This window comes from Trichlorobacter lovleyi (assembly GCF_015239775.1).
Classification (GTDB): domain Bacteria; phylum Desulfobacterota; class Desulfuromonadia; order Geobacterales; family Pseudopelobacteraceae; genus Trichlorobacter; species Trichlorobacter lovleyi_B.
This window is the reverse complement of record NZ_CP058409.1, coordinates 3,114,286-3,141,065: the sequence shown is the minus strand read 5'-3', so window position 1 is coordinate 3,141,065 and position 26,780 is coordinate 3,114,286. Positions and strand designations below refer to the sequence as shown.

Below are 26,780 nucleotides of genomic sequence, written 5' to 3'. Positions count from 1 at the left end.
ACGAGGTTGAGATGGTCACTCTGACGATAGATGACAAGCAGGTATCAGTAGAAAAGGATGCAACGATTTACGATGCTGCCAAAGCTGCTGGCATCAATATTCCGATCCTTTGCCATGACAAGAAGCTGAAGCCCTTTGGCGCCTGCCGTATGTGCCTGGTGGAGGTTGAGCAGATGAAGGGGCGTTTGATCCCTGCCTGTACGACACCGGTCACTGAAGGTATGATCGTCCGCAGCAGCACACCACCGGTTGATAAGGCACGTAAACTGGTTTTAGAGCTGCTGATGCTCAACCATCCACTTGACTGCCCTGTTTGCGACAAGGGTGGCGATTGTGAGCTGCAGAACCTTGCCTATGATCACAAGGTCAATTCCAACCGCTTGGCCGATGAAAAATTCCATCATGAAATCGACTATAACAATCCACTGATTGAGCGCGATCAAAACCGTTGCGTGCTCTGTGGTAAGTGCGTCCGTATCTGTGATGAAATTGTGGCTCGTGGCGCTCTTACCTTCATTAGTAGGGGTATTGAGACCAAGATCGGCACGGAGTTTGACGGTCCGCTCAGCTGTGAGTTCTGTGGTTCCTGTATCTCGGTCTGCCCTGTAGGTGCGTTGCTTGCTCGTCCCTTTAAATTCAAATCCCGCTTCTGGGCTATGACAAAGAAGAAGTCGGTCTGCGGTTACTGCGGCACCGGTTGTAACGTCACTCTTGGTGTTAAGGATAACAAGGTGCTGACGACAGTCTATGATGAAAACCAGGGTTTCCATAATGGTCAACTCTGTGTGCGTGGCCGTTTTGGCTATCAATTCATCAGCTCTGACAAGCGTCTGAAAAATCCTCTGATTCGCAAGAATGGTCAACTGGTGGAAGCTGGCTGGGATGAGGCCTTGTCACTGGTAGTTGAGCGTTTGAAGGAGGCCGGTTCTGCTGCTGCAGCCCTTGCAACTCCACGCATGACCAATGAAGAACTGGTGCTGTTGAAGCAGTTGATGACACAACAGGTCGGTTCACAGAATATTGATCATTCAGCCGGTTATGGCCATGCAGCAGTTTCTGAAGGGCTTGGCAAGAGTCTTGGTGTAGCCGCTTCTTCAGCAACTATTCTTGATATTCAGAAGAGTAATCTGATTCTGGCTATTAAGACCGATGTCTATGAGACCCACCCGGTAGTTGGTTTTGAAATTAACATGGCTGTCAAGAACAAGGGTGCCAGCCTTCAGATTGTATCAGATAAGCGTGGCAAGCTGTCCCGACTGCCTGGTGCAAATCTGCTACTTAACAAGCCTGGTAGTGATGTAGCCCTGCTGAATGCCGTTGCAAAGGTGTTGGTTGATGAGAATCTGGCAGTTACTCCGGCGACCGCTGAGCTTGCTGCTGCATTGAATGATTTTACTCCGGAGAAAGTTGCTGAACTTACCGGTGTTGCTGCTGATGCCATTCGTGGGCTGGCTCGTGCCTATGCCGCTGCTGAGAAGGCTATCATTCTCTTTACTGCAGGGCTTGCCTATCCTGGTGCTGATGCACAGCTGGCCCACGCCGCTGCCAATCTGGCTATCCTGGGTGGCAAGCTGGGCAAAGAGGGGTCCGGTATCCTTGCGCTTCAGGAAAAGAATAACAGCCAGGGTGCACTTGATGTTGGCTTTATTCCTGGCGCCGGTGGCCTGGATGCCCAGCAGATCCTTGCCGGTTGTGCCAATGGCAGCGTCAAGACACTGCTGATCGCCGGTGAAAACCCGGTGGTTTCCTATCCTGGTCAGCTGTCGGTTAAAAAGGCCCTTGATGCTGTCGAGTTCCTTGTGGTTGCAGATCTGTTCCTGACCGAGACAGCCCAAATGGCAGATGTTGTGTTACCGGTCTGCTCCTATGCAGAAAAAGAGGGCACTTTTACCTCGACTGATCGCAGGGTGCAAAAGATTGCAGCCGTCATACCGGCTATTGGCCAGAGCCGATCTGAGTTTCAGGTCTATGGCGAGCTGATCCGTCAACTCGGAGGACAGCCTGCAGTCACTCCAGCAGAGGCTTTTGCTCAGATTTCCGCCTATGCCGGAATTTCATACAATGAGCTTGGCGAAGCTGGTGCATTCCCATCGCTTAAGCTGCAGCCGGTACAAGTTGTCCCTAAAGCAACAACTGCAGCTGTTGAACCCGGCAAGTTTGCCTTGCTGACCGGTGCTGCCCTGTATCACTGCGGAACCATGTCACTGCATGGAGAAGGAACTGTATCGGTCTGTGGTGAGGCCTACGTTGAGCTTTCACGCAGCGATGCGGCAAAAATGAATATTGCCGAAGGTGCGGAAGTGAAGTTGACGTCAGCCGCCGGTACGGTTTGCGTCAAGGCGCGGATTTCTCCGCGGATGCCTGAGGGGGTTGTTTTTGCTCCGTATCACTTTGCCGATGCACCAATTAATACTGTCTGGTCTGGTGCTGCTGTAACTGGCGTAACCATTTCCAAGTAACGATTTGTCTGAGTCTTAACGCTACCAGAGAAGGAAGAGGGACCGATGGGAATCGAGATTCTAGGACTACCGCTGTACTACTACATCGCCATGGTGGCCAAGGTACTGATCGCGTTTGTATTCGTGCTTCTGACCGTGGCTTATGCGACCTATGCCGAGCGTAAGATAATCGGCTGGATGCAAGTACGGATCGGACCGAACCGGACAGGACCAATGGGTTTGCTGCAACCGATTGCGGACGGCTTGAAGCTCTTTTTTAAGGAAGAGATTATACCGTCAGAAGCGAACAGATTTGCCTTTCTGCTTGCGCCGCTCGTTGCACTGATTCCGGCTTTTATTACATTTGCCGTTATCCCGTTCGGGGACACAATCAAGATCTTTGGCTATGATGTGCCATTGCAGATTGTCGGCTACTATGATGCCGGTGTTGGCAAAGTCGTGGATATGAATGTCGGCGTTCTGTACGTTCTTGCCATGTCTTCGCTGGGTGTGTACGGGATTGTGCTGGCCGGTTGGTCATCCAACAGTAAGTATTCGCTGATTGGTGGTCTGCGTTCGTCAGCCCAGATGATCTCGTATGAACTTGCAGCCGGACTGGCTATTATTCCTGTCTTTATGCTGGTTGAATCCCTTTCGTTGCAGGAGATTATCAAGGCTCAGGCAGGCATGAAGTGGTTTATCTGGAACAGCCCGATGACCTTTGTTGCCGGTATGATTTTCTATGTTGCAACGCTGGCTGAAGTCAACCGGACGCCATTTGACCTTCCTGAGGCTGAAACAGAGCTGGTTTCAGGTTTCTGTACTGAATACTCTTCCATGAAATACGCCATGTTCTTTATGGCTGAGTATGCCAACATGGTAACCGTCAGTGCTGTTATGGTAACCCTGTTCCTTGGTGGTTGGGATGGACCTTTTGTAAGTGCCATACCTTGGCTTTCCCCGCTCTATTTCATTGCCAAGGTGTATTTCCTGATGTTCCTGGCCATGTGGATCAGAGCCACTCTGCCCCGTTATCGCTATGACCAGCTGATGCATCTGGGCTGGAAGGTGATGCTGCCAACAACACTGGCCCTGATCGTAATAACCGCTATTGCCGGCCATTTCGGCTTCTATACCTTTAGCGGTTTGTTCGGAAACTAGACCAACTAGGTTGCCTTCAGAGCCAATAAAGAACTAAAGCAATAAAAAGGACGACGTTATGCCGAATCCGTTTACACCAATAATGCAAGGAATGAAAATCACGCTGGGTCACGTGTTTAAAAAACCTGTCACCCTTATGTATCCCGATGAGCGCCCCAAGGTTGCCGAGCGTTTCCGTGGTTTGCATGCGCTGAAAGTTTCCCATAACAAGGCCAAGTGTGTTGCCTGCTATCTTTGTCCGACAGTTTGTCCTGCAAAATGTATTACGGTTGAGGCGGGCGAGGATGCTAATCACGATAAGTTTGCAGCCAAGTACGAAATAGATATGCTGCGCTGTATCTTCTGCGGCTACTGTGTTGAGGCCTGTCCGGTTGATGCACTGAAGATGACTGGTGAGTTTGAGCTGGCCAACTATCGTCGCGAAGACTTTGTTTTTACCAAGGAACGACTTTTAGAAAAGAAATAAAGGAGCGCTGTACATGGACATCTCATCTGTCTTCTTTGCCCTCGTCACTGTAGTGGCCATAGTATCGGCCCTGATGGTCGTGACCTGCAAGAACCCGATCAACAGTGCGCTCTCTCTGGTGCTGACGTTCTTCTGCCTGGCAACCTATTATGCCATGCTGAACGCTCCCTTTATGGCCGCTGTTCAGATCATAGTTTACGCCGGCGCTATCATGGTTCTGATTATCTTCACCATCATGCTGCTGAATATCAGGGTTGATGCAAACAAAAAAGGTTCACATCAGATTGCCCTGGGCAGTGTTATCGGAATTGTCACACTACTGCTTTCCGGTCTGTTTCTGACCAGGGGCAAGGTGTCACAACCTGTAGGTCAGATTACTTCAGAACTGATCAACAGCAAGGGGCATACCGAGCTGATTGGTAAGGTGATGTTTACCGACTTCCTGCTTCCTTTTGAAGTAACATCGATCCTGCTGCTGGTTGCCATTGTCGGCGCAGTGATCCTGGCCAAGAGAAAACTCTCCTAGAGGTGTCGTTACCATGGATAATCTGAGCAACTATCTTATTGTCAGCGCCGTACTGTTCTCCATCGGCACCATCGGGGTTCTTACCCGCAAAAATGCCATTGTGGTCTTCATGTGCATTGAGTTGATGCTGAACGCTGTTAACCTGACTTTTGTCGCCTTTTCACGCCACCTTGGCAACCTTGACGGTCAGATCTTTGTATTCTTTATTATGACCGTTGCTGCCGCTGAGGCTGCTGTCGGCTTGGCCCTGTTTATTGCCTTCTTCAATAACCGCGAATCAATTGATATTGATGATGCCAACCTGATGAAGTGGTAGTCGGCTTGCAGCACTAAGCAATAGTCCGAATTTGAACCTGTAATGACGAGATAAAGGAGTAGCTCAATGTTCGACAATGTGTGGCTGATACCACTGTTTCCCCTGATCGGTTTCTTGATTAACGGTCTCCTGGGGAAAAAGATCAAGAACGAGACGGTCATTGGTAGCATCGGCGCTCTTGCCGTATTTGCTTCCTTCATCGTGTCGGTTATGACCTTCATCAAGCTGATCGGTCTACCGTCGGCAGAACGGTCAGTAAACGTCAAAATCTTCACTTGGATGACGGCAGGCACTTTTAATGCTGATATCGCCTTTCTGATCGACCCACTTTCTTGTCTGATGTTATTGGTGGTCACCGGTATCGGTACCTTGATCCACATCTACTCCATTGGTTACATGCATGGCGAAGAAGGTTTTTATCGTTTCTTTGCGTACCTGAACCTGTTTGTGTTCTCCATGCTGCTGCTGGTGACTGGCAACAACCTGTTGCTGATGTTCGTTGGCTGGGAAGGTGTTGGTCTTTGTTCCTACCTGCTGATTGGTTACTACTTCCATAAGAAGTCTGCAGGTGATGCTGGCAAGAAGGCCTTTGTCATGAACCGGGTCGGCGACTTCGGCTTCCTGCTGGGTACTTTCACCCTGTTCTGGTGGCTGGGGCAGAACCACGGTATCTGGACCATCCAGTTTACCGAACTGGCTAGTAATGCCAATCTGTTCCCTACCGGTGGTGTGGTAACCATTATCACCCTCTGCTTCTTCCTGGGAGCAACCGGTAAGTCCGCACAGATTCCACTCTATACCTGGCTTCCTGATGCGATGGAGGGTCCGACACCGGTTTCCGCCTTGATCCATGCTGCTACCATGGTTACTGCTGGTGTGTACATGATTGCCCGGATGAGCTACCTGTTTATCCGCTCTCCTGAAACCATGATGACGGTTGCTGTGATCGGTGCCTGTACTGCCTTCTTTGCTGCAACCATTGGTACTGCACAGAATGATATCAAGCGGGTACTGGCGTATTCAACGGTCTCACAGCTTGGTTACATGTTCCTTGCCATGGGTGTTGGCGCCTTTACTGCGGGTGTGTTCCACCTGATGACCCATGCATTCTTCAAGGCCTGTCTGTTCCTTGGTTCCGGTGCTGTCATCCACTCCATGCATGGTGCACTGCATCACGTACATTCACATGATGACGCACAGGATATGCGCAACATGGGTGGGCTTGCCAAGTATATGCCCATGACCTACGGCACGTTCCTGCTTGCCACCATTGCCATTGCAGGTATCCCCGGTTTCTCCGGTTTCTTCTCCAAGGACGAGATCCTCTGGCAAGCCTTTGCCAATCCTCTGCATGGCGGCCTGAATATGCTGCTCTGGGGGCTGGGTGCCTGTGCTGCTCTGATGACCGCCTTCTATATGTTCCGTCTGGTGTTCATGACCTTCCACGGCACCTGCCGGATCAAGCCCGGTGCTGAAAAGCATCTGCACGAATCACCGATGGTTATTGTCTTTCCGTTGATTGTGCTGGCAATACTCTCCGTTGTTGGTGGTTATATCGGTCTGCCAAAACTGATTGGTGACCTGTTTGGTGGTATTCCCAACTATCTTGAGCACTACCTTGAGCCGGTATTTGCCAATGCCAATACCTACATGCAGGCTCATACCCACCAAGCACATCACGGTCATGCACTTGAGTGGGGCCTGATGGGTACCTCCGTGGTAATTGCAGTGGTTGGTATCTGCACTGCATATGTGCTCTACATCGCAAGTCCTGAAATCCCCAAGAAGTTCACCAGCGCATTCCCTGCTCTGCATCGCGCTGTCTATAACAAGTGGTACATTGACGAACTGTATGACTTCCTGATCGTCAACCCTTGCAAGGCTCTTGGCCGGTTCCTCTGGAAAGGCTTCGATGTCCTGGTTGTTGACGGTATTGTTAATGGTGTTGCCCACGTGGTTATGGCATTTGGTGGCGTTATCCGCTACATGCAAACCGGTCAGATCTACAATTATGCCTGGTCCATGGCCTTCGGTGTGGTTGTAATCATCGGCTACTACCTGTTCAAGTAACTAACCTTCTGTAATTTGTACTAAAGGAGCAGATTCGATGAGTAACATTCTGAGCGTGATGACCTTCCTGCCCATCGTGGGGGTACTTCTGCTGCTCTTCATCCCCAAGGGGAGCAATGGAGCACTGCGCAGTGTCGCCTTAGTGACCACGGTGGTCACATTTATAGCCAGTTTGCCAATTCTGACCGGCTATCAAACCAATGCAGAGTATCAGTTTGTTGAGAATGTACCCTGGATTGCCGCCGGGCCTTTTGCCATGCGCTACAATATCGGCATTGACGGTATCAGTCTCTGGCTGGTTATTCTTACAACCTTTATTATGCCTATTGCCGTGCTCTCCACCTGGACTGCGGTTGAGGACAAGGTCAAGGAGTACATGATCTGCCTCCTGATCCTTGAAACGGCAATGCTGGGTGCGTTTATCTCATTGGATCTGTTCCTGTTCTACATCTTCTGGGAATTGATGCTGATCCCGATGTACTTCATGATCGGCATCTGGGGTGGTAAAAACCGCCTTTACGCAACAGTCAAGTTCTTCATCTACACCCTTGTTGGTTCGTTGCTGATGCTGGTGGCTCTAATCTACCTCTATTTCCTGGGGACCAAGACAGGCATTACCGATTTCAGTCTGGTTCACTTCTTTGATCTCAAGATCGACCCTGCAACGCAGACCTGGCTGTTTGCCGCCTTCGCTCTGGCCTTTGCCATCAAGGTGCCTATGTTTCCGGTCCATACCTGGTTGCCTGATGCTCACACCGAGGCTCCGACTGCAGGTTCTGTAATCCTGGCTGCCATTATGCTGAAGATGGGTACCTACGGCTTTATCCGCTTTGCCATGCCTCTCTTCCCGGAGGCGACCCATCAGTTTACGCCTCTGATTGCGACACTCGCAGTGATCGGTATTATTTACGCTGCTTTAGTGGCGATGGTGCAAGAGGATGTAAAAAAGCTGGTTGCGTACTCATCGGTTGCTCACCTTGGCTTTGTGATGCTCGGCCTGTTTGCCCTCAACGAGCAGGGCGTTACTGGCGCACTGCTGCAAAACCTGAATCACGGCATCTCAACCGGTGCACTGTTCCTTATCGTTGGCTTTATCTATGAGCGTCGTCACACCCGTCTTATCACGGATTTCGGTGGCCTCTCCAAACAGATGCCGATCTTTGCTGTCATCTTTATGATCGTAACCCTGTCTTCAGTCGCACTTCCAGGTACGAACGGTTTCGTCGGCGAGTTCCTGATTCTGGTCGGTGGTTTTGAAAGCAGTCTGCGCTGGTGGACAATCGTTGCCTCAAGTGGTGTCATCTTTGCTGCCGTCTACATGCTCTGGATGTTCCAGCGTGTTATGTTCGGTGAATTGGATAATCCTAAAAACCAGGCGCTGCTTGATCTGAATGCACGTGAAATTGCAATTATGGTTCCGTTGCTGGTTATGATTTTTGTACTGGGTGTCTACCCCAATCCCTTCATTGAAAAGATGACTCCTTCAATTAAGAAGGTGATTGCCCATACCAGAATTGAGCCGATCACTACTGCAAAGGTTGCCGTACCTGCGGTTGTACCCGCTGCTGAAGCTGTACCCGCTGACCATGCTGCACCGGTGCAGCCTGTAACTGAACCAGCCGCTGCCAAGCCGGCTGCCCACTAGTTGAACGAGTTAATGCCCTGGAGGATTGTTAAATGGATATCAATGTAGCTCAACTCTTTCAGACGATTAACCTGAATGTCATCATGCCTGAGGTCATACTCTCAGTGCTCGGTATGGCGCTTCTTCTGGTTAACGTCTTCGTTCCCTCCAAGTCCAAAGGCTATCTCGCCTGGCTGAGCCTGATCGGTATCGTCGGTGCAGGTTTTGCCGCAGTAACCGGTTGGGGTACGACTGTTTCAAGCTTCAGTGATTCAGTGGTGCAGGATAATTTTGCAATCTTCTTCAAGATTATCTTCCTGTTGGCTGCAGGCCTTGCTGTACTGATCAGTGATCAATACATGTCTCGTGAAGAGTGTAACCACGGTGAGTTGTATCCGATCATCCTATTTACTACGGTTGGTATGATGTTGATGGCTGCTGCGACAGACCTGATGACCATCTTCCTCGGTCTGGAACTGATGTCCATCTCGCTGTATGTGCTGGCAGGCTTTAATCGCGATAGTATCAAATCCAATGAAGCCGGTATGAAATATTTCCTGCTTGGCGCCTTTTCAACCGGTTTTCTGCTCTACGGTATGGCGCTCATTTACGGTGTCACCGGTACGACCCGTGTTGCCAAGATTGCCGCACTTGTCACTCAGGTGGGCGGTGCCAGCAACACCATGCTGTTGATCGGCATGTTCCTGATGCTTACCGGCTTCCTGTTCAAGATTGCTGCCGCTCCGTTCCATATGTGGACTCCTGATGTCTACGAAGGTGCTCCTACCCCTATGACTGCCTTCATGTCTGCAGGCCCGAAGGCCGCTGGCTTTGCCGCCATGTTGCGTCTGTTGCTGGTGGCATTCCCTAGCATGATTGCCGACTGGAGTGACCTGCTCTGGATTCTTGCTGTACTTACCATGACGGTTGGTAACTTCACCGCGCTTCGTCAGGACAACATCAAACGGATGCTGGCGTATTCTTCAATTGCCCATGCCGGCTATTGTCTCGTAGGTTTTGCCTCCGGAACGGCAACAGGTACCTCAGGTATCCTGTTCTATATGCTCTCCTACACCTTTATGAATATCGGCGCATTTGCGGTGATTGTCCTGATTGGTAAGAAGGGAGAGCCTAACGGCACTGTTATGGATTATGCCGGTCTTGGCCATAAGCGTCCGTTGCTTGCACTTGCCATGACTATTTTTATGTTCTCACTGGCCGGTATGCCTCCTACCGCAGGCTTCATCGGTAAGTTCTATCTTTTCTCCGGTGCTGTGCAGGCCGGTTATATCTGGCTGGCCATTATCGGCGTACTGAACAGCGCAGCTTCTGTGTACTATTACCTGCGTGTGATTGTGTACATGTACTTTAAACCTGGTGAGGAAGAGTTTGACTGGTTCAGCGTTACGGCACCTGTTGCCCTTGCACTGGTTGTCTCTGCAGCTGGTTCACTGATTCCGGGTATTATCCCCTCCATGATCCTCCAGTTTGCTCAACAGGCCGTTAAGTTGATCTAGTGCTGTAACTATTTAACTAGAGACTATATACAATAAAAAAGGCGCCTCCGGAAACGGTGGCGCCTTTTTGTTGTATGGCGGAGGTACACAGGAATCGAACCTGCCAAAGGAGTTTCTCACCCCTCTCAACGGTTTTGAAGACCGCGCGGGCCACCAGCGCCCGACGTACCTCCTGATACTGGTTAAATTCACTTGTATGATACAGGAAAGGGCTAGATGGAATCTAGCCCTTTTAAATGGCGCGCTTGGAGAGATTCGAACTCCCGACACCCAGATTCGTAGTCTGGTACTCTATCCAGCTGAGCTACAAGCGCATATTAACAGTGTAAGTGGCGGAGAGAGAGGGATTCGAACCCTCGATACCGGTTTCCCAGTATACTCGCTTAGCAGGCGAGCGCCTTCGACCTACTCGGCCATCTCTCCCTGTGCAAAAGGACTTATAGTTATACTTGATTCAGATAATAAAAGCAAGATTTTTCTGGTTGTGTGCTGCTGCTGGCTAACTTTTAGCGACCCTTTTTTAAATCAACAAGGATTAACTTAGCTACGGCTTTTAAGGTTTCAAAAACGCCTTCACCGGTTGAGGCACAGGCTTCAAAATCTGGCACGTTCGTTGGGTTCAGCTCCCTGCGCAGTTCTTCGACGGAAACGGCATTGGGCAGGTCTCGCTTGTTGTACTGGACAACGTAGGGCAGCTTGTCGAGGTCATAGCCCTGCTCTTTCAGGTTGTGGCGAAGGTTGTCGAGTGACTCGATGTTGGCATCCATTCGCTCTTCCTGGGAGTCTGCAACAAAGACAATACCGTCAACGCCCTTAAGGATCAGTTTGCGGGACGCGTCATAAAAAACCTGTCCAGGCACCGTGTACAGGTGAAAGCGGGTTTTGAAGCCTCTGATCTCGCCAAGTGCCAGTGGCAGGAAGTCAAAGAAGAGGGTTCTTTCTGTCTCCGTTGCCAGGCTGATCATCTTGCCCTTGGCCTCTGGAGCTGTTTTTGCGTAAACGTGCTGCAAATTGGTGGTTTTGCCGCAAAGGCCTGGACCGTAATAGACAATTTTGCAGTTTATTTCGCGTGAAGCATAGTTGATGAATGACATTGCAGCGTACCTCGGCGGAACTGGTTAGCTGAACAGGTTGTCGATATCGTCGTCCGTGATTTCGGCAAAAGGAAATGAGGTGCCTGACTTGACTTTCTCGTCTGACTTCTTCATCAGCTTTTCAAAAATCACGGATAGTTCTTCAGAGGCCTTTTTGACCCGCAACCTTACCAGTCCGAGTGAAGAACGATTATCAAACAGCACAACCAGAATGACGCGGCCGCCAACAATGGAAATATGTAGGTTGTCTTTCTCTCCTTCATGGAAGAGGATGGAGAACTCTTTTTCGCCGATCAGTTTTGCAAGGCCGCCAGTTGCAGCAATGTTGCCAGCGGTAAGTGACGCAAGTGAAGTCGTGTCAAACCGCTCAGTCTCGCCGACACCGGAAATCAACTGGCCGTTTTTGTCGACAAGGAAGATAACCTTTGAGTTTGAATCTTTGAGGAGTCGCTCAATGACAATATTGATTTCCTGAAACTCTTCATCATACATGACCATCTGCGAGTTGGACATGCGAATCTCCTTATCTGCCAGCAACGAGTCGGCTGTGTAACACAACCACCGAATTTGTATAGCAGAACAGTGCTTCTGATTCAAGCTCATTTAACCGCGGATCTCTCGTTAGCGCAGACTGCTTCAGGACACGCTTGAGTTTTGAGCTAATATCAAATACGATGAACTAAATTAGTAAAAAATGGAGGCTGCATGGCGTCTGACTATATACCTAAATGGATTGCCTGGGAGACGACGCAAAAATGCAATCTGCGTTGTGTGCACTGTCGCTGTTCCTCTGAGTCAACCTCGTCCGAAGGTGATTTTACAACCGCTGAGGGAAAGCGCTTGCTTGAAGAGATAGCAGCGTTTTCAAAGCCGGTCGTGGTGCTTTCGGGTGGCGAGCCGCTGATGCGTCCGGATATCTTTGAACTGGCTGAGCATGGGACCTCGCTCGGCTTGAGGATGTGCATGGCAACCAACGGGGCGCTGGTCACTGATGAGGTCTGCGCTAAGATGAAGCAGGCCGATATCAAGATGGTGTCGCTCTCGCTGGATGGTTCGACTGCGGCGGTGCATGACGATTTCCGCCAGTGTGCCGGTGCGTTTGAGGGGGTTGTTCGCGCAGCAGACGCGTTTCGGCGTAACGGTCAAAAGTTTTTGATCAATTCATCGTTTACCAAGCGTAACCAGCATGACATCGCTGAAACCTTCAAGCTTGCCAAATCCCTTGGGGCAACGGCATGGTATATGTTCATGATCGTGCCGACCGGGCGCGGCGAAGAGATTATGAACGAACTGATCAGCAAAGAGGACTACGAGGAGATACTGGAGTGGCACTACCAGCAGGAAAAGCTGGAGGATGATATACTGATGCGCCCTACCTGTGCGCCCCACTACTATCGTTTTGTCCCCCAGCGGGCAAAGCAGGAGGGGATCAAGTTTGAGCGCAGAAGCCTCACCTTCTCAACGGGCGGGGGGAAAGGCTGTATTGCCGCACAAAGCATTTGTCTGATTGATTGTTTTGGTAATGTCAAGCCCTGCTCGTATTTTCACCGGGTGGCCGGAAATGTTAAGACGACCCCCTTCCGGGAGATCTGGGAGAATTCGGAGATATTTAAGGATCTGCGTGATTTCAAGGCGTATAAGGGGAAGTGTGGAGAATGCGAATTTATTAATGTCTGCGGAGGCTGCCGGGCCAGGGCTGATGCGGTCTATGGTGACTATATGGCTGAAGAGCCATTCTGCAACTACGTGCCAATTCGATTGCAGAAGTAATTTCATGTTGACAGGCATCACAACTACGGCTATAAACAAAAGCTCTTCGCCCAGATAGCTCAGTAGGTAGAGCAGTGGACTGAAAATCCACGTGTCGCTGGTTCGACTCCGGCTCTGGGCACCATCAAAAACAAAAGGGTTACGCTGACAAGCGTAACCCTTTTTCTGTATCGACAAACCACACATGCTCCAGTGAGGCCTGTTACGGCGAAATGGTATCCAGCTCTGTGCCTGTGCCACAACCTGACAGACAGACGATATCCGTGCTGTCAGAGGCGGCTGCTCAGTCGGTCAGATCCCATCTTCTGCAGTATGCTAATGAAGGCGTCGTCTCATGCGCCGTTAGAGGGCAGACTGCGACCACACTGGGGGTGAAAACAGCCTGTGGGTTGACACGCCTCTGCCTGATGGTAGTGTTGTCATGGGTAATAGATAAAGGGGGGGCTTAAATGTCAAAAAGATGCCTGATTCTGTTCTTGGTTCTGTTTGTCTTGTCACCATCCATCACGTATGCCAGGGGTGCGATTGCTGTCGATGACAGTCGTGGTGCAGGGGCGCTGGTATTTGCCATTGTGGTCGGAGCCCCTTCTGAAGACGAAGCAGCTAAGGCAGCGCTTGCAAAATGTATCTCCAAGGGCGGGACAAAGTGTCAGGTGCTGCAGACTTTTGAGAGGTGTGGTGCTGTTTCCGCCTCGAACAAGTCCTATGGAATCGGTTGGGGTATCAGGGGGCGAAATGCACGGATAATGTCACTTCGCAACTGTGGGAGTGATGAATGCAGTGTGGTTGACAACCAATGTGAAGATTACTGACATCCTTTGGCCGGATGTGTTGGGTAGCGCCTGCGTAGCAGGGGGATTCTCCTGTGCAATGCATCATGCCTTTAATGGATTATAAGGATGTCCGGCTCTCAAAGATCAAAAGCCACGATTGCTCGTGGCTTTTGTGTTTCGCCGGGCTACGCCGGATTAATCTATGGCGGAGGGGCAGGGATTCGAACCCTGGGTACCTTGCGGTACAACAGATTTCGAGTCTGTCACCTTCGACCTCTCGGACACCCCTCCTGAAAAAACCGGCCTGATTGCTCAGGCCGGTTTGTCTATACATCATACCGCTGAAAAACTCAACCCTGTCATTGCTCGCTACGCCTTTTGCAGCGCAGTGCAGCAAAAAACTCAGAGAGCATGCCTGAGCATTCCTGCCGGCGGATGCCGCTGACAAGTTCAAAGCGGTGATTGAGGCGTGGATCACTGGAAAGGTCGTAGAGAGAGCCGGCAGCACCGGCCTTGGGGTCATGACAGCCGAAGACCACCGTGGGGATGCGTGCCAGCAGAATGGCCCCCATGCACATCAGGCAGGGTTCAAGGGTGACATATAACGTGGTCTCAAGCAGGCGCCAGTTCCCCAGCTTGCGTGCTGCCTTGCGAATGGCCAGCAACTCGGCATGGGCAGCAGGGTCCTGTTTGGTTTCACGCAGGTTATGGGCACGGGCAATGATTCGATTGTTCTGAACAATTACGCAGCCGATCGGTACCTCGGCAATCAACTCAGCCTTACGGGCCTCGGCAATTGCCTTGTCCATCCAGTAGTCATGGGTACGTTGCACCTAGCTTTTCCCCATCATGCCGCGTATGGCAGCAGGGAGGTCTGCCGGCAGCATGACCATCTTCGAGTTTTGAGACGTTGCCATTTTTTGAATTGCACTGATATAGCGATCACCAAGCAGAAAGAGGGTTGGCAGATCACGGTCCTTGACCGATTCGCTGATGTCCGAAATTGCACGTGCCGAGGCCTGTGCCAGGCGGACCTGGGCTTCTGCCTCACGCTTGGCAGCCTCAAGCTTTCCATCCGCCTCGCGGATCATGGCTTCGCGCTTGCCTTCTGCCTCAAGGATAGTGGCCTGCTTGAAACGGTCGGCACTGGCCTGCTGCTCCATCGCCCGCTGCATCGATTCTGAGGGCTTGATGTCCTGGATTTCAACGGACTGGACATAAATACCCCAGTTGGCGACCTCTTTGGCAATGTTTTCCTGCAGGCGTGCCTTGATATGCTCGCGCTCCGACAGGGCATTGTTAAGATCCATCTGGCCGATAATGGCCCGTAAGGAGGTCATCACCAGATTCTGGATGGCATATTCATAGTTCTGGATCTCGTAGACGGCGCGGGTGGGGTCCGTTACCTTGATAAAGGCCACGGCGTTGGTGATGATAACCGCATTGTCCTTGGTGATGACCTCCTGCGAGCCGATTGAGAGCACGTCCCCCTTGGTGGAAACCCGGTAGGAGACATTGTCGATGTAGGGAACAATAAAGTTGAGTCCCGGTTTTAACGCCTTATGAAACTTGCCAAGCCGCTCAACCACCCATTCCTGGCCCTGCGGGACCGTTTTGACTCCCGCAAAGATGGTGGCGGCAACAACAATAAACAGGACAGCTACAACGAATAGTGCTGGCATCTCTTCCCTCCTAAAATTTCCGTACTTTTAGAATCTGGCCTTCGATATCTTCAACAATGACCGTATCACCGACATTCAGCGGTTCTTCAGCAAAACAGGCCCATTCATCTGCTCCCAGTATGGATATCCTGAACCTGATCCTGCCTTTGGCGTAGCTGTCAGGTGTGCCTTTGATGATAATGCCGGTTTCGCCGATGATCCCTTCCTTTGAAAGTCCGGCATGGGTCCGGTCTCCCTTGGGCTTGAGATATTTGAACCACATCACGGTAAAGGCCACCGAGGCCAGCGCCCAGAGCAATACCTGCAGCCAGTCCGGCAGTGAAGGGAATACGGCGACCAGGATGCCGACCAGCAGGGCACCCAAACCAAACCAGATAATGGTAAATGAGGGAATTACCAACTCAAGCCCAATCAGTATGAAGCCGGCCAGTACCCAGTACCACCACTCGATTTTCATTGTGCCTCCCTTGTGCGAGCCGCTTGTTGGACAAAAGTATAGCAGAAGATTTCCGCTTGAAAAGTAACTACACCAGAGTAGTCAAAAAATATTTGCATTCTTCAGACGCTGATGAAATAATAACAATACTAGGAAGGAGGTGCATTATGGACGTTAGTTCAATAGCAGGTGCAGCCAGTCTTATGAAGTCGTCGCAGACCCAGCAGGCGCTGTCGGCATCAATGATCAAGCAAAACGCTGATGCACAGAATCAGATTGCTTCCATGATCCAGAACAATGCCAAGCAGGCACCGCAAGCGGTGAAAAGTCCTGATTATGGGTTTTCTACCTACGCCTGACAGTTTTCAGTATATCTGAGCAGAAAGCCGGAATAACACCGTTGACTCCTGAAGCAAGATTGTTTCAGGAGTCTTTTTTTTTGCTGTTTTTCTGCGTAACGATGGCTGGATAGGGGGCTGTTGTGCTATGAACATAGAGGCACAGGTATAAAGCCAAAAGGGAGTGCAGGATGAAAAAGAAGGTACTGATCGGTCTGCTTGCTGTTTTGCTGCTGGGGGGACTGGCTGTGACGGTTATACGCCGTACGCAGGCTGTCAACGGGGGGCTGAAGTTAACCGGTACGATAGAAACCACCACGGTGGCGGTCTCATTCAAGGTGCCGGGCCGCCTGAAAGAGCGGCTGGTGGATGAAGGGCAGCAGGTCAGGTCAGGCCAGATTGTGGCACGGCTGGAAGATGACGAGCTGAAGGATGAGCGGTTGCTGCGTGCTGCCGATCAACAGGCCGCCCAGGCCACCCTGGCCGATCTGAAGGCCGGTAGCCGCCAGGAGGAGATTTCCGCCGCTGCTGCCACTCTGGCACGCCTGAAGGCTGAGTCAGACCGGGCTGGCCAGGATGCGCTGCGGGCCGAGGCGTTGTTTAAAAAAGAGGTGATCCCCCGCAAGGAGTGGGATGCAGCCCGGGCGGCCAGGGATGTTGCTGCGGCGGCGGTGCGTGAGGCAGAGCAGCGCCTGCAACTTGCCAAGGCCGGTCCCCGGCCCGATGCGGTGCGGGCCGCTCAGGCCCGCCTGGAAGGGGCCGCCGCCTCCCGTTCGCTGGCCGATACCCGCCTGTCCCAGGCGGTGCTGGTTGCGCCACTCGCAGGCACCGTGCTGGCCAAACATGCCGAGCCGGGGGAACTGCTGGCTGCCGGCAGTCCGGTGATCACCGTGGCCCGGCTGGACGAGGTCTGGGTGCGGGCCTTTCTGCCGGAGACGCAGCTGGGTAAAGTGCGGTTGGGCCAGACGGCCACGGTGACCAGTGACAGCTGGAAGGGACGAATCTACCAGGGCAGGGTCAGCTTCATTGCCTCCGAGGCCGAGTTTACCCCGCGCAACGTACAGACCGAGGCAGAACGGGTCAAGCTGGTCTACCGGATCAAGATCACGATTGCCAATCCGAAGCAGGAGTTGAAGCCGGGCATGCCGGTGGACGCGGTGATCGCGATGCCATAATCCAGCGCTACCGGCGTTGGTTCGTCGAAAGCTCCTCGACATAGCGCATAACTATGCCTGCGTCGCTTTCTCCTCACCGCCTTGGTATCATCTGAATTCTGACATCGCCTGGACATATCTTGATGAATGCTATTGAACTCTCCAATCTCACCAGAAGCTTCGGCCAGCTGATCGCTGTGGACGGGCTTGACCTTAGCATCCCCAAGGGTGAGCTGTTCGGGCTGGTCGGTTCCGACGGTGCCGGTAAGACCACCACCCTGCGGATGCTGACCGGGGTACTGGATGCCAGCAGCGGTGCGGCCACGGTGCTGGGGTGTCCCTGCCATGACCTGGAACCGGTCCGTTCCCGGGTCGGGTATATGAGCCAGCGTTTCGGGCTCTACCCTGATCTGACCGTACTGGAAAATATCCGTTTCCATGCCGATATCTTCGGCGTTCCCAAGGCTGAATGGACCGCCCGGGCCGAGCGGCTGCTGACCATGAGCGGGCTGGCACCGTTCACCGGGCGTCGGGCCGGTGCCCTGTCCGGCGGTATGAAGCAGAAGCTGGGGCTGTGCTGTGCCTTGATCCATACCCCCGAGGTACTGTTTCTCGATGAACCCACCAACGGCGTTGATCCGGTCTCACGCCGCGATTTCTGGCGTATCCTCGATACCCTGCTGGAGGAAGGGGTCACCATCGTGGTGGCCACCGCCTATCTAGATGAGGCCGAGCGCTGCCACCGGGTCGGACTGCTGCATCACGGCAAGCTGCTGGCCTGCGACAGGCCCCATAACCTGAAGGCGCTGGCAGACCCGGCCATTCAGAATCCGACCCTTGAAGACGTTTTTATCACGGTACTGGGCGAAGGGGCCGATACGGCGGTCAGGCGCCGACCAGCGCCTGAGCTGCAATCAGCAGCCCCGGCCGTTACCCTCAACAGACTCACCCGGCGTTTCGGGACTTTTGTCGCGGTCAACAGCATCAGCCTGAGCGTACCCAAGGGGGAGATCTTCGGCTTCCTGGGGCCCAACGGGGCCGGTAAATCCACCACTATCCGGATGCTGTGCGGCATCCTGGAGCCGACCAGCGGATCAGGCTGTGTGGCCGGGTTTGATGTCGCCAGCCAGGCCGAACTGATCAAGGAAAACATCGGCTACATGAGTCAGAAGTTCTCGCTGTATGAAGACCTGACCGTGGCCGAGAACATCGCCTTTTACGGCGGCATCTACCGTCTCCCTGCCAAGGCGCTGGCTGAACGGGCTGATTGGGTTATTGAGATGGCCGGACTGACCGAGCGTCGCCATTCCAAGGCCGGTGAACTCTCCGCCGGTTGGCGCCAGCGGTTGGCCCTGGGCTGCGCCCTGCTGCATAAGCCGCCGATCATCTTTCTGGATGAGCCGACCGCCGGAGTTGACCCCCTCAACCGCCGCCGCTTTTGGCAACTGATTCACCACCTGGCTGCCGACGGCGTCACAATCTTCGTCACCACCCACTATATGGATGAGGCTGAATATTGTGACCGGTTGGCACTGATCTACCGGGGTGAACTGGTGGCGGTGGGTACACCGCTGGAGCTGAAGCAGCAACAGGCCGTGAACGGTCTGCTGCCCAGCCTGGAGCAGGTCTTCATCGACCTGATCGAGGAACGGGATGCGCTTGAAGGGGGCGTGCCATGAACTCCGTTTTCTCTGTGGCACAGGCCTCTTTGCGGCGGATCAGCGCAGTGGGGCGCAAGGAGTTCCTGCATGTGCTGCGGGACCCGCGCAGCCTGGCTTTAGGGGTATTGATGCCGCTGATCATGCTGTTTCTGTTCGGCTATGCCCTGACCCTGGATGTGGACCGGGTCAAGCTGGCGGTCTGGGACCAGAGCGGCACCGTCCAGAGCCGTGAGCTGATCAGCAGGTTTGGGGGATCGCGTTACTTTTCGCTACGCCTGATGGCCGCCTCCTACGGCGACCTGGAACGGGCCGTTGACCGGCGTGAGGCGTTGATCGCCCTGGTGATCCCGCCTGACTTTGCCAACCGGCTGGAGACCGCGGACAGCCCAAGCCTGCAGGTGATCCTGGATGGCAGCGACCCCAGCACCGCCACCATCGCCCAGGGCTATGCCGAGGCGATCATACTGACCTGGTCGCGCAGGATCGTGATTCAGCAACTGCAGAAAAAGTACATCCAAAAATCAGACCTAGTGAGGTCAGAGGCGGCCGGAGAAGCAGGCGGCGAGGAGGGGACGACGCAGGCGTACCGTGCAGTACGTCGAGGAGGACCCGACGAAGCCAACGAACGTATCCGGCCGGATATGGCCTCACCCCAGCTCGAAATCAGGCCGCGGGTCTGGTTCAACACCGACCTGGTATCCCGTAACTTCATCTTTCCCGGCCTGATCCCGGTGATCATGATGATCGTGGCAGCGCTGTTGACCTCGCTCAGCATGGCACGGGAGTGGGAAACCGGCACCATGGAGCAGATCGTGACCATGCCGGTGCGCAAGTGGGAGCTGATCATCGGCAAGCTGGCCCCCTATTTCTGCATCGGGGTGGTGGATCTGCTGCTGTCGGTGGGGGTCGGTTATTTCGTGTTCAGTGTGCCGTTGAAAGGCAGTCTGCTGCTGCTCTCGGCCCTGTCGTTGCTGTTCCTGGTGGGGGCGCTGGCGGTGGGGATGCTGATCAGCATCATCGCCAAGAGCCAGCTGCTGGCCAGTCAACTGGCCCTGCTGGTGACGGTGCTGCCCGCCTTCCTGCTATCCGGTTTCATCTTCCCGCTGGAGAACATGCCGGCTCCGATCCAGGCGGTTAGCCATATCGTGGTGGCCCGCTACTTTGTCACCATCCTGCGGGGGATCTACCTCAAGGATGTGGGGCTGGCCATCCTCTGGCCTCAGGCCCTGTTCCTGCTGAGCTTTGCCGTGCTGATCCTTTCAGTGGCGGTACTGAAGTTCAAGAAGAAACTGGGGTAGGCTATGTTCGAGCGCTTAAAAGCCATGTTGATCAAGGAGTTCATCCAGACCTTCCGCGACCCGCGGATGCGCTTGGTGCTGTTCATTCTGCCGGCGATCCAGACCATCATCTTCGGTTATGCGGTCAACATGGATGTGCGCAAGATCCCCACCGCCGTGATTGATCGTGATAACTCTCCCCGCAGCCGTGAGCTGCTGCAGGTGCTGTTTGCCTCGGGACATTTCCGCCAGTCGCTCCGGCTGGAGAATGAGCAGCAGGCTGCCCGGCTGCTGGACAGTGGCGATATCCGGGTGGTGCTGGTGATCAACCACGGCCTGGCGGAGAAGCTGGGGCGAGGGGAAACCGCCACGGTGCAGGCCTTGGTGGATGGTTCCGATTCCAACACCGCCGGTGTGATCCTGGGCTACCTCTCCCGTTTCAGCGAGGCGCAGAATATCAAACTGCTGACGGAGCAGGCCGGCAGCAGCGGAGGTGTGCCACCGGCTGCCCCCCGGATGGAGTCACGGGCCTGGTTCAACCCCGATCTGGCCAGCCCCCCCTTTTACGTACCTGCTGTGATCGCCAATATCCTCTACATCATCACCATGCTGCTGTCGGCCATGGCGGTGGTGCGGGAGAAGGAAATCGGCACCATCGAGCAGGTGATTGTGACCCCGATCCGCAAGTATGAGTTTATCCTGGGCAAGACCCTGCCGTTCGTGCTGATCGGCTATGCCAACGTCTTCCTGATCAGCCTGGTGGGCTGGCTGGTGTTCCGGGTGCCGGTGCGGGGCAGTATTACCCTGTTGATCGTGGCCACCGGCCTGTTCCTGATGAGTTCGCTGGGGACCGGCCTGTTCCTCTCCACCATCAGCCAGACCCAGCAGCAGGCCAAGATGTCGGCATTTTTCATTATCTTCATCGCCATGCTGTTGTCCGGCTTCGCCTTTCCGGTGGAGAACATGCCGCTGCCGGTGCAGTGGCTGACCCTGATCAACCCGGTGCGCTGGTTCATGGAGATCATCCGGGGGCTCTATCTGAAGGGGGTGGGGCTGATGATCCTCTGGAAGCAGTTGCTGATGCTGTTTTTGATCGGATCGGCGGTGCTGGGGGTGGCGGTGGCGCGTTTCAGGAAGACCGTCGGATGACTTTGTTCTGATTGACAAGACGGCCTTGACTCGTTAAGGTCGCCCAGCCACTAGGTATCAAATGCAACGAGGTGATGAATGAAAAAGATGGTGATCTGCCTGCTGGTCTTGAGCGCACTGCTGTGGCATGCCCCGGTCCGGGCTGCCGAGTTGGATCCTAAGAAGCAGGCCGAGTTGCTGGAGAAGATTCAGAAGCTGGAACAGCAGATAGCCGAGCTGACCGCTTTGAAGCTGAAAAAACAGAGCCTGCCGGTCAAGCGGGACCAGTGTATGAAGGTGGTCGGTGTCGAGAGTTACTGCACCTGCGTGGTCGAGAAACTGCCCGCCGCGGTTGACTACCGCCAGTTTGTACAGGTGCTGCTGACCCCGTCAAAGGAGTTGGGGTATGACGCCATGTCGGCCGAGCAGAAGAAGGATATTGATCTCGCCCTGGTTGCCTGGGCCAAGTGTGTCGATTACAAGGGACCAAAAGGGGCAGGGTTTATTGACAGTCTGATGAACCGCGAGACCTTGTTTTAGGCACGGTTGGGTGGTAATGGCCTGTTGCCAAACAAAAAGGGGATACCGGTTTCCGGTATCCCCTTGCTGATAGATGGGACAGGGCCGGGTCTATTTCTGGTAGCCCAGCTTGGTGGAGATCTCTTCTGCAGCCTTTGTTGCCAGCGGGATCAGCTCTTTGGTGATCCGCTCATCCGAGAAACGCATTGATGGGCCGGAGATGCTGACCGCTCCGATGATCCGGCGGGTATAGTCACGGATCGGGGCACTGACGCATTTGACCCCCTCGTCAAGCTCTTCGTTGTCAATGGCAAAGCCTTGTTCTGCAATCTCGGCCAGCTGTTTTTTCAGCTCTTCCCGGTCTCCGATGGTATTGGCCGTAAACTTCTGCAGTTCGCGGTTCGGCAGGTAATGGTCAATCTCGTCGCTGCTCATATAGGCGATCTGCACCTTGCCTGCTGCGGTGCAGTAGGCGGGCAGGCGTGAACCGACCCTGGGGACCACCCGGACGGTCATGCTGGTTTCAACGCTGTCCAGATAAATGATGTGGAAATCCTTCAGTACCGCCACATAGGTGGTTTCATTGCAGATTCTGACCAGGTCTTCGATGACCGGTTTTGATTGACGCAACAGCCCCATCTGTTTGATAAAGGTCTGTCCCAGTTCCAGGGTCTTCAGACCAAGCCGGTAGTTCTCGGTGACCTTGTTTTGTTCGATATAGCCACGGGATTCGAGGGTTGCCAGCAGGCGGAAGACGTTGTTTTTGTGGAGCTTGAGCCGTTTTGAAAGCTCTGTAACGCCCAGCTCGTCGGTTTCCCCATGGAACTGTTCCAACAGGTCAAGCGCGTGGGATACTGCCTGAATAAGATATTCTGATTTCTCTTTTTTTGCCATTTTGTGTGGTTCCTGAGGGGCGTGGTGTGGAGTTTATTGTAACTTAACATACTGTTAGGACTATTATATAGAATCTTGTTTTATAATTGTCAAGTATGAATAATTGCATTATATTTTTATCATGGCGTCTGTAGTTGCAATATACGATCTGCCTAAAAATAAAACAAAGCGGAGCGGACATGCTGAACTTGAGAAAGAAAATTCTGGTGGCAATTGATGGTTCGCCGTACTCGGATAAGGCTGCTGAAGAGGCGGTCCGGATGGCGGCCGGAAACCGCAGCCAGTTCAAGAGCAAGGTCTTTGCCCTGTTGGTGGTGCCCAATGCCCAGAGTTCCAGCTATTCCGACTTCGTGCCGGTCAAGCCGTTGACCGAGACAGAGCAGTGGGATGAGCTGCGCAAGCGGATCTTCTATATCGTTGAAAAATCTGCGGCCGAATACGATGTGCCCCTTGAAATGATTGTTGAGGCAGGCGAACCGGCAGAAAAGCTGGTGGAGTTTGCCAAGCAGGAGGGGGTGGATGTGATCGTGATCGGCAGTTCCGGCAAAGGTTTTCTGGAACGGCGTCTGAAGGGCTCTGTCTCCCGCCGGGTGGCTGAGCTGGCACCCTGTTCGGTGTACCTGGTGCGGGCATAACCGTTTCGACCCCGTCGTCGGCCCCGTGTCCGGCCTCCGGCCCTTTTTCCTGTCTCTTATCGTATGCTTGTAGCTTGTTTGACTGGGGTCTCCCCGTATCTACATTATGAAAGGTTTTGTGATGTTCCGTTTTCTGCTCGCCCTGGTTGTGCTGTTTTCCCTGTCCTGTCCCGCTTTTTCTTCCGTAGCTCCCGAAGTCTCAGTCCCGATTCTGCTCTACCATCGCTTCGGTCCCACCGTGGCCGATGGCATGACCATCACCACCCCGGTCTTTGACGCCCATATGAAGTACCTGCATGACAACGGCTACAAGGTGATTCCGCTGCGCCAGCTGGTACAGTGGTACCAGGGCAAAGCTGCGGCTCCGGCGCCAAAATCCGTTGTCATTGTTGAGGATGATGCCCACAAAACGGTCTACAGCGACATGCTGCCGATCATCCAAAAATACCGTTATCCGGTCACGATCTTTGTCTATCCCTCGGCCATCTCAAATGCCAAGTATGCCATGACCTGGGACCAGTTGCGCAAACTGAAGAAGACCGGGCTGTTCGATATCCAGTCCCATACCTACTGGCATCCCAACTTCAAGCGTGAAAAGCGCAAGCTGGCTCCGGCGGCCTACGATAAGCTGGTGATGGAGCAGTTGCTGAAGTCGCGCAAGAAGCTGGAGCAGGAGGTGGGAGGACCGGTGGATCTGCTGGCCTGGCCCTTTGGCATCTACGATGAACATCTGTTGCAGAAGGCCAGGGAGGCCGGCTTTGTCAGCACCTTCTCCATTGAGCGCCGTCATGCCACGGCCAGGGAGAAGCTGCTGATTCTGCCCCGTTACCTGCTGGTCAATGCCGATAAGGAAAAGGCCTTTGCACAGTTGATGCAGGGGAATGCCGTCAAGAGAAATGTCGTGTATTAGAAGGCGTCTGCGGAGGCTGGCTCTGCCCACGGCAACCAGCCTTCTTCATCCGCTTTCGCCTGCGCCACCGTTACCCTGTGGCACACTGCCGTTGTAAGGTACGGACTGCCAGCCTATGACCCGGGACAAACCTGCCCAAAAACATCCCTGCCCGGACTGCCGCTTCTGCCAGTGGTGCTCTGATGAGCGTTGCCGCCTGTGCCTCAGAAAGGACTGCTGCCGCAAGCAGTTGTCGCTGCAGGAACAGATTGCGCTGTATGAAGAACTGAACCGGAAGCAGGAGTAGCCCTCTGTGAGCGTTACGTCCCTGCGATGGTCAGGCCTTCAGCTCTGCAAGAAAATCAGCCATGTTCCTGACATCCAGCAGCTCCCGGAATTCCCGGTAGCCGTCAATGGCGTCCGGATCAAGTCCGCGATAGTAGCGCGGTCTGGCGTTCTTCAGGCCCAGCAGGACCTTGCCGGTGGCATAGCCTGTATCTGGAAGCCTCTCCGCCTTGAACTTCAGATCAAGCACGATGCTGAACCCCAGCTGGAACAGCCGTTTCAGATGCTCACCGGTAAGGATCTCCACCCCCTTGGCCTCATCCCCCCGGCACAGCTGCTCCAGAGCGATGTTCAGATAACCGTACACCCTTGCAACAACTGATTTCATCTGGTCCGTGTCGGCCAGATGGGCCTGGTCCGCCACCAGGGCCGTATTGACGAGGTAACTCAGCTCCATCAGGAAGGGCTCCGAGTCCATCAGCAGCAGCACCCGTTCCAGAAATGTCGTGCCGGTCAACAGGGTTCCGGGAAGCGTACCCGCTTCACCGGCCTGTATCAGCAGCTTGGTATGGCCGGGCACAAAGGTCTCCGGGTTGATGCGGGAATAGATCTCCAGCGCCTCATCATGGGGGGGGAACCCCAGCTCGGCCAGACGTCCTGATTTCAGGTGATAGCACTCCTCTTCCGATTCTATATCGATCTCGCCGCTGACGCTTTCCATCAGTGCCACATACAGCGGATTGTCAAAGCGGCAGACCAGCTCAAGAAAGGCGCCGATTACCGGGGCGTGTTTGGGGTTCTTGAACTTGATCATGAACATATCATCAAAGGTATGATCCCAATCGGTCTGGCGCTCTTCATCGCTATTAAGATCACCGACCCCTCCTGCGACAGTCAGCTCCCTGCCCAGCAACAGGGAGAGCAGGTTAAAATCCAGATGGGGCAGCAGCTCCAGAAAATGTTCATCAGAGCCCTGTATGAGATAACCGAGATATTCGACCGCCTTGTCCTCTTCAAAGTTCCAGCCCTTCCAGAGTTCCATGTCCAGAATAAAGATACACTGACGTGGGTTTGCCACCCCCAGCAGCTCCAGTGCATCGGCAGTATCGATCTCCTTAAGCAGCCAGTACAGCTCCTGGGGCGGCATTGCCCGCAGCAGCCTGGTGGCCTCCGGGTCTTCCAGCAGCAGCTCCAGTTTGTCCCCGGGGGGCAGGCTGGCCAGATAGCTGCGTTTATCTTCAAACGGCAGCAGGTGGAACCGGTTCTGATGGTCTTCCGGGCCGCTTGTCTTCACTGTGCTGATGCTCTGTTCCATTTGGTACTCTCCTTGATGCGCCCAATCCGTCAGGCTCTGCCATACTAACATGGATGCGCGGTATCCGTCCGAAAGAGTTTGGCCGTGATACCGGCCTGACGCCTGCTGCTGCTGTCCGGCATCAGGCCGGAAAGCAAAACGGGTGCTGCTGAGTAGCATCACCCGTTTCCGGATTGTGGCTGACTGAAGCTGTTAGCGTTGTCGGGACTGAGATCAGGACAGCCTGGTCCGTATCTGCGCCATGATCTGCCCGCAGACCTCTTCCTGGGGCAGCCCGGCCGGGGCAAGCGTGATATCAGCGTACCTGCTGTAGAGCGGGCGGCGTTCCTGAAACATATCCGCAAAGCTTTGTTCAGGGGGCTTTGCGAGGCCGCGGCTGCTGTAGTTGCGAATGCGTGTCTCCAGCACCGCCAGCGGCAGATCAAGAAACACCACCAGTCCATCGGACTTGAGCCGGGTCATGGCCCGCTGGCTGTACACGGCGCTGCCGCCGGTGGCAATGACCGCATTGCTGATCGTCAAGTCCAACAGCACCTGCTCCTCGGCCTGCCGCAGGGCCAGGTAGCCATCCCTGTCCACCACATCCTGCAGACTGCGTTGCAGGGCGGTCTGCAGCAGGATATCCGTATCCACAAACTGCAGTGCAGCCAGCTTGGCCAGGATAACCCCCAGTGTGCTTTTGCCGGCACCGGGCATGCCGATCAGGACGATATTTGAAGGGGGCTGGGGCATTGTGTCACTCGTTTGGTCTCGATAGCTGCATTGCAGTCAGCGGTATGTAGTCCATTGCCGTGGCACTGTCCAGCGGAAAA

At 53.8% G+C, this 26,780-nt stretch carries 27 protein-coding genes and 5 tRNA genes; 20 read left to right on the top strand and 12 right to left on the bottom strand.

Annotated elements, in window-relative coordinates:
• The first annotated feature begins 11 nt into the window (after nt 1-11).
• From FY034_RS14565 to FY034_RS14530, 8 genes are all read left to right on the top strand, one after another.
• On the top strand, nt 12-2,459 hold the full coding sequence (locus FY034_RS14565; RefSeq protein ID WP_265551797.1) for a molybdopterin-dependent oxidoreductase: 2,448 nt from the start codon (nt 12-14) through the stop codon (nt 2,457-2,459).
• A gap of 45 nt (nt 2,460-2,504) precedes the next feature.
• On the top strand, nt 2,505-3,599 hold the full coding sequence (gene nuoH, locus FY034_RS14560) for an NADH-quinone oxidoreductase subunit NuoH (protein WP_265551795.1): 1,095 nt from the start codon (nt 2,505-2,507) through the stop codon (nt 3,597-3,599).
• A gap of 58 nt (nt 3,600-3,657) precedes the next feature.
• Complete coding sequence (gene nuoI / locus FY034_RS14555; protein WP_012471160.1) at nt 3,658-4,065, top strand: NADH-quinone oxidoreductase subunit NuoI; 408 nt, start codon at nt 3,658-3,660, stop codon at nt 4,063-4,065.
• Between the two features lie 19 nt (nt 4,066-4,084).
• Entirely contained in the window at nt 4,085-4,591 is a 507-nt protein-coding gene (locus tag FY034_RS14550) for an NADH-quinone oxidoreductase subunit J (RefSeq protein ID WP_416222786.1), read from the top strand.
• A gap of 13 nt (nt 4,592-4,604) precedes the next feature.
• Complete coding sequence (gene nuoK, locus FY034_RS14545) at nt 4,605-4,907, top strand: NADH-quinone oxidoreductase subunit NuoK (RefSeq protein WP_012471158.1); 303 nt, start codon at nt 4,605-4,607, stop codon at nt 4,905-4,907.
• 66 nt (nt 4,908-4,973) lie between these two features.
• Complete coding sequence (nuoL, locus tag FY034_RS14540; RefSeq protein WP_265551789.1) at nt 4,974-6,977, top strand: NADH-quinone oxidoreductase subunit L; 2,004 nt, start codon at nt 4,974-4,976, stop codon at nt 6,975-6,977.
• A 37-nt stretch (nt 6,978-7,014) separates the two neighbouring features.
• Nucleotides 7,015-8,622 carry an NADH-quinone oxidoreductase subunit M gene (locus FY034_RS14535; protein WP_265551787.1) on the top strand — a complete coding sequence of 536 codons (1,608 nt, stop codon included), beginning with the start codon at nt 7,015-7,017 and terminating at the stop codon, nt 8,620-8,622.
• Between the two features lie 32 nt (nt 8,623-8,654).
• Entirely contained in the window at nt 8,655-10,118 is a 1,464-nt protein-coding gene (locus FY034_RS14530) for an NADH-quinone oxidoreductase subunit N (protein ID WP_265551785.1), read from the top strand.
• Between the two features lie 75 nt (nt 10,119-10,193).
• On the opposite strand, the gene FY034_RS14525 is transcribed toward FY034_RS14530, so the two are convergent.
• The 5 genes from FY034_RS14525 to FY034_RS14505 form a co-directional block, all read right to left on the bottom strand.
• A tRNA-Sec gene (locus FY034_RS14525) sits at nt 10,194-10,291 on the bottom strand.
• A gap of 64 nt (nt 10,292-10,355) precedes the next feature.
• A tRNA-Arg gene (locus FY034_RS14520) sits at nt 10,356-10,432 on the bottom strand.
• A gap of 16 nt (nt 10,433-10,448) precedes the next feature.
• Nucleotides 10,449-10,541, bottom strand: a tRNA-Ser gene (locus tag FY034_RS14515).
• Nucleotides 10,542-10,624: 83 nt separating this feature from the next.
• Nucleotides 10,625-11,212: a GTP-binding protein gene (locus FY034_RS14510; RefSeq protein WP_265551783.1), complete on the bottom strand. Its 588-nt coding sequence runs from the start codon at nt 11,210-11,212 to the stop codon at nt 10,625-10,627.
• A 24-nt stretch (nt 11,213-11,236) separates the two neighbouring features.
• A complete protein-coding gene (locus FY034_RS14505) occupies nt 11,237-11,725 on the bottom strand; it encodes a roadblock/LC7 domain-containing protein (protein ID WP_012471153.1) in 489 nt (162 codons plus the stop codon).
• A gap of 192 nt (nt 11,726-11,917) precedes the next feature.
• On the opposite strand from FY034_RS14505, the gene FY034_RS14500 reads away from it, so the two are divergent.
• From FY034_RS14500 to FY034_RS14490, 3 genes are all read left to right on the top strand, one after another.
• Entirely contained in the window at nt 11,918-12,982 is a 1,065-nt protein-coding gene (locus tag FY034_RS14500) for a radical SAM/SPASM domain-containing protein (RefSeq protein WP_265551780.1), read from the top strand.
• A 48-nt stretch (nt 12,983-13,030) separates the two neighbouring features.
• Nucleotides 13,031-13,106 (top strand) — tRNA-Phe (locus FY034_RS14495).
• A gap of 325 nt (nt 13,107-13,431) precedes the next feature.
• Nucleotides 13,432-13,794 (top strand): DUF4189 domain-containing protein, encoded by a 363-nt coding sequence (locus FY034_RS14490; protein ID WP_265551778.1) that lies wholly within the window; start codon nt 13,432-13,434, stop codon nt 13,792-13,794.
• Nucleotides 13,795-13,958: 164 nt separating this feature from the next.
• Here FY034_RS14490 and FY034_RS14485 read toward each other — a convergent pair.
• The 4 genes from FY034_RS14485 to FY034_RS14470 form a co-directional block, all read right to left on the bottom strand.
• Nucleotides 13,959-14,046 (bottom strand) — tRNA-Ser (locus FY034_RS14485).
• 68 nt (nt 14,047-14,114) lie between these two features.
• Entirely contained in the window at nt 14,115-14,588 is a 474-nt protein-coding gene (gene tadA / locus FY034_RS14480; protein WP_265551776.1) for a tRNA adenosine(34) deaminase TadA, read from the bottom strand.
• A complete protein-coding gene (locus tag FY034_RS14475; protein WP_012471141.1) occupies nt 14,589-15,437 on the bottom strand; it encodes an SPFH domain-containing protein in 849 nt (282 codons plus the stop codon).
• Nucleotides 15,438-15,447: 10 nt separating this feature from the next.
• Entirely contained in the window at nt 15,448-15,894 is a 447-nt protein-coding gene (locus FY034_RS14470; RefSeq protein WP_265551774.1) for an NfeD family protein, read from the bottom strand.
• Between the two features lie 146 nt (nt 15,895-16,040).
• On the opposite strand from FY034_RS14470, the gene FY034_RS14465 reads away from it, so the two are divergent.
• From FY034_RS14465 to FY034_RS14440, 6 genes are all read left to right on the top strand, one after another.
• Complete coding sequence (locus tag FY034_RS14465; protein ID WP_265551772.1) at nt 16,041-16,232, top strand: hypothetical protein; 192 nt, start codon at nt 16,041-16,043, stop codon at nt 16,230-16,232.
• Between the two features lie 170 nt (nt 16,233-16,402).
• The gene (locus FY034_RS14460) at nt 16,403-17,386 is read left to right on the top strand and encodes an HlyD family secretion protein (protein WP_265551770.1); all 984 of its coding nucleotides are present in this window, start codon (nt 16,403-16,405) and stop codon (nt 17,384-17,386) included.
• A 122-nt stretch (nt 17,387-17,508) separates the two neighbouring features.
• Nucleotides 17,509-19,044, top strand: coding sequence for an ATP-binding cassette domain-containing protein (locus tag FY034_RS19060; RefSeq protein WP_265551768.1), 1,536 nt, complete (start codon nt 17,509-17,511; stop codon nt 19,042-19,044).
• Nucleotides 19,041-20,324, top strand: a complete 1,284-nt coding sequence (locus FY034_RS14450) for an ABC transporter permease (protein WP_265551766.1) — start codon at nt 19,041-19,043, stop codon at nt 20,322-20,324. Before FY034_RS19060 ends, FY034_RS14450 begins: the two co-directional genes overlap by 4 nt.
• 3 nt (nt 20,325-20,327) lie before the next feature.
• Nucleotides 20,328-21,452 carry an ABC transporter permease gene (locus tag FY034_RS14445; protein ID WP_265551764.1) on the top strand — a complete coding sequence of 375 codons (1,125 nt, stop codon included), beginning with the start codon at nt 20,328-20,330 and terminating at the stop codon, nt 21,450-21,452.
• Nucleotides 21,453-21,530: 78 nt separating this feature from the next.
• On the top strand, nt 21,531-21,971 hold the full coding sequence (locus tag FY034_RS14440) for a hypothetical protein (RefSeq protein ID WP_265551763.1): 441 nt from the start codon (nt 21,531-21,533) through the stop codon (nt 21,969-21,971).
• A 90-nt stretch (nt 21,972-22,061) separates the two neighbouring features.
• On the opposite strand, the gene FY034_RS14435 is transcribed toward FY034_RS14440, so the two are convergent.
• The gene (locus FY034_RS14435) at nt 22,062-22,844 is read right to left on the bottom strand and encodes an IclR family transcriptional regulator (protein WP_265551761.1); all 783 of its coding nucleotides are present in this window, start codon (nt 22,842-22,844) and stop codon (nt 22,062-22,064) included.
• A 179-nt stretch (nt 22,845-23,023) separates the two neighbouring features.
• On the opposite strand from FY034_RS14435, the gene FY034_RS14430 reads away from it, so the two are divergent.
• The 3 genes from FY034_RS14430 (at nt 23,024) to FY034_RS14420 (ending at nt 24,675) form a co-directional block, all read left to right on the top strand.
• A complete protein-coding gene (locus tag FY034_RS14430) occupies nt 23,024-23,479 on the top strand; it encodes a universal stress protein (RefSeq protein ID WP_265551759.1) in 456 nt (151 codons plus the stop codon).
• Between the two features lie 121 nt (nt 23,480-23,600).
• On the top strand, nt 23,601-24,389 hold the full coding sequence (locus tag FY034_RS14425; RefSeq protein ID WP_265551758.1) for a polysaccharide deacetylase family protein: 789 nt from the start codon (nt 23,601-23,603) through the stop codon (nt 24,387-24,389).
• Nucleotides 24,390-24,504: 115 nt separating this feature from the next.
• Nucleotides 24,505-24,675 (top strand): hypothetical protein, encoded by a 171-nt coding sequence (locus FY034_RS14420; RefSeq protein ID WP_265551755.1) that lies wholly within the window; start codon nt 24,505-24,507, stop codon nt 24,673-24,675.
• 30 nt (nt 24,676-24,705) lie between these two features.
• Here the strand turns inward: FY034_RS14420 and FY034_RS14415 are convergent, their stop codons facing one another.
• Entirely contained in the window at nt 24,706-25,968 is a 1,263-nt protein-coding gene (locus FY034_RS14415; protein ID WP_265551754.1) for a DUF6178 family protein, read from the bottom strand.
• Between the two features lie 213 nt (nt 25,969-26,181).
• Nucleotides 26,182-26,700, bottom strand: a complete 519-nt coding sequence (locus FY034_RS14410) for a shikimate kinase (protein WP_265551752.1) — start codon at nt 26,698-26,700, stop codon at nt 26,182-26,184.
• Nucleotides 26,701-26,780 lie beyond the last annotated feature (80 nt).

Coding starts and splice junctions, on each gene's coding strand:
- FY034_RS14565 (WP_265551797.1), top strand. CDS start 12: ATGGTCACTCTGACGATAGATGACAAGCAGGTATCAGTAGAAAAGGAT.
- nuoH (WP_265551795.1), top strand. CDS start 2,505: ATGGGAATCGAGATTCTAGGACTACCGCTGTACTACTACATCGCCATG.
- nuoI (WP_012471160.1), top strand. CDS start 3,658: ATGCCGAATCCGTTTACACCAATAATGCAAGGAATGAAAATCACGCTG.
- nuoK (WP_012471158.1), top strand. CDS start 4,605: ATGGATAATCTGAGCAACTATCTTATTGTCAGCGCCGTACTGTTCTCC.
- nuoL (WP_265551789.1), top strand. CDS start 4,974: ATGTTCGACAATGTGTGGCTGATACCACTGTTTCCCCTGATCGGTTTC.
- FY034_RS14535 (WP_265551787.1), top strand. CDS start 7,015: ATGAGTAACATTCTGAGCGTGATGACCTTCCTGCCCATCGTGGGGGTA.
- FY034_RS14530 (WP_265551785.1), top strand. CDS start 8,655: ATGGATATCAATGTAGCTCAACTCTTTCAGACGATTAACCTGAATGTC.
- FY034_RS14510 (WP_265551783.1), bottom strand. CDS start 11,212: ATGTCATTCATCAACTATGCTTCACGCGAAATAAACTGCAAAATTGTC.
- FY034_RS14505 (WP_012471153.1), bottom strand. CDS start 11,725: ATGTCCAACTCGCAGATGGTCATGTATGATGAAGAGTTTCAGGAAATC.
- FY034_RS14500 (WP_265551780.1), top strand. CDS start 11,918: ATGGCGTCTGACTATATACCTAAATGGATTGCCTGGGAGACGACGCAA.
- FY034_RS14490 (WP_265551778.1), top strand. CDS start 13,432: ATGTCAAAAAGATGCCTGATTCTGTTCTTGGTTCTGTTTGTCTTGTCA.
- FY034_RS14475 (WP_012471141.1), bottom strand. CDS start 15,437: ATGCCAGCACTATTCGTTGTAGCTGTCCTGTTTATTGTTGTTGCCGCC.
- FY034_RS14470 (WP_265551774.1), bottom strand. CDS start 15,894: ATGAAAATCGAGTGGTGGTACTGGGTACTGGCCGGCTTCATACTGATT.
- FY034_RS14465 (WP_265551772.1), top strand. CDS start 16,041: ATGGACGTTAGTTCAATAGCAGGTGCAGCCAGTCTTATGAAGTCGTCG.
- FY034_RS14460 (WP_265551770.1), top strand. CDS start 16,403: ATGAAAAAGAAGGTACTGATCGGTCTGCTTGCTGTTTTGCTGCTGGGG.
- FY034_RS19060 (WP_265551768.1), top strand. CDS start 17,509: ATGAATGCTATTGAACTCTCCAATCTCACCAGAAGCTTCGGCCAGCTG.
- FY034_RS14450 (WP_265551766.1), top strand. CDS start 19,041: ATGAACTCCGTTTTCTCTGTGGCACAGGCCTCTTTGCGGCGGATCAGC.
- FY034_RS14445 (WP_265551764.1), top strand. CDS start 20,328: ATGTTCGAGCGCTTAAAAGCCATGTTGATCAAGGAGTTCATCCAGACC.
- FY034_RS14440 (WP_265551763.1), top strand. CDS start 21,531: ATGAAAAAGATGGTGATCTGCCTGCTGGTCTTGAGCGCACTGCTGTGG.
- FY034_RS14435 (WP_265551761.1), bottom strand. CDS start 22,844: ATGGCAAAAAAAGAGAAATCAGAATATCTTATTCAGGCAGTATCCCAC.
- FY034_RS14430 (WP_265551759.1), top strand. CDS start 23,024: ATGCTGAACTTGAGAAAGAAAATTCTGGTGGCAATTGATGGTTCGCCG.
- FY034_RS14425 (WP_265551758.1), top strand. CDS start 23,601: ATGTTCCGTTTTCTGCTCGCCCTGGTTGTGCTGTTTTCCCTGTCCTGT.
- FY034_RS14420 (WP_265551755.1), top strand. CDS start 24,505: ATGACCCGGGACAAACCTGCCCAAAAACATCCCTGCCCGGACTGCCGC.
- FY034_RS14415 (WP_265551754.1), bottom strand. CDS start 25,968: ATGGAACAGAGCATCAGCACAGTGAAGACAAGCGGCCCGGAAGACCAT.
- FY034_RS14410 (WP_265551752.1), bottom strand. CDS start 26,700: ATGCCCCAGCCCCCTTCAAATATCGTCCTGATCGGCATGCCCGGTGCC.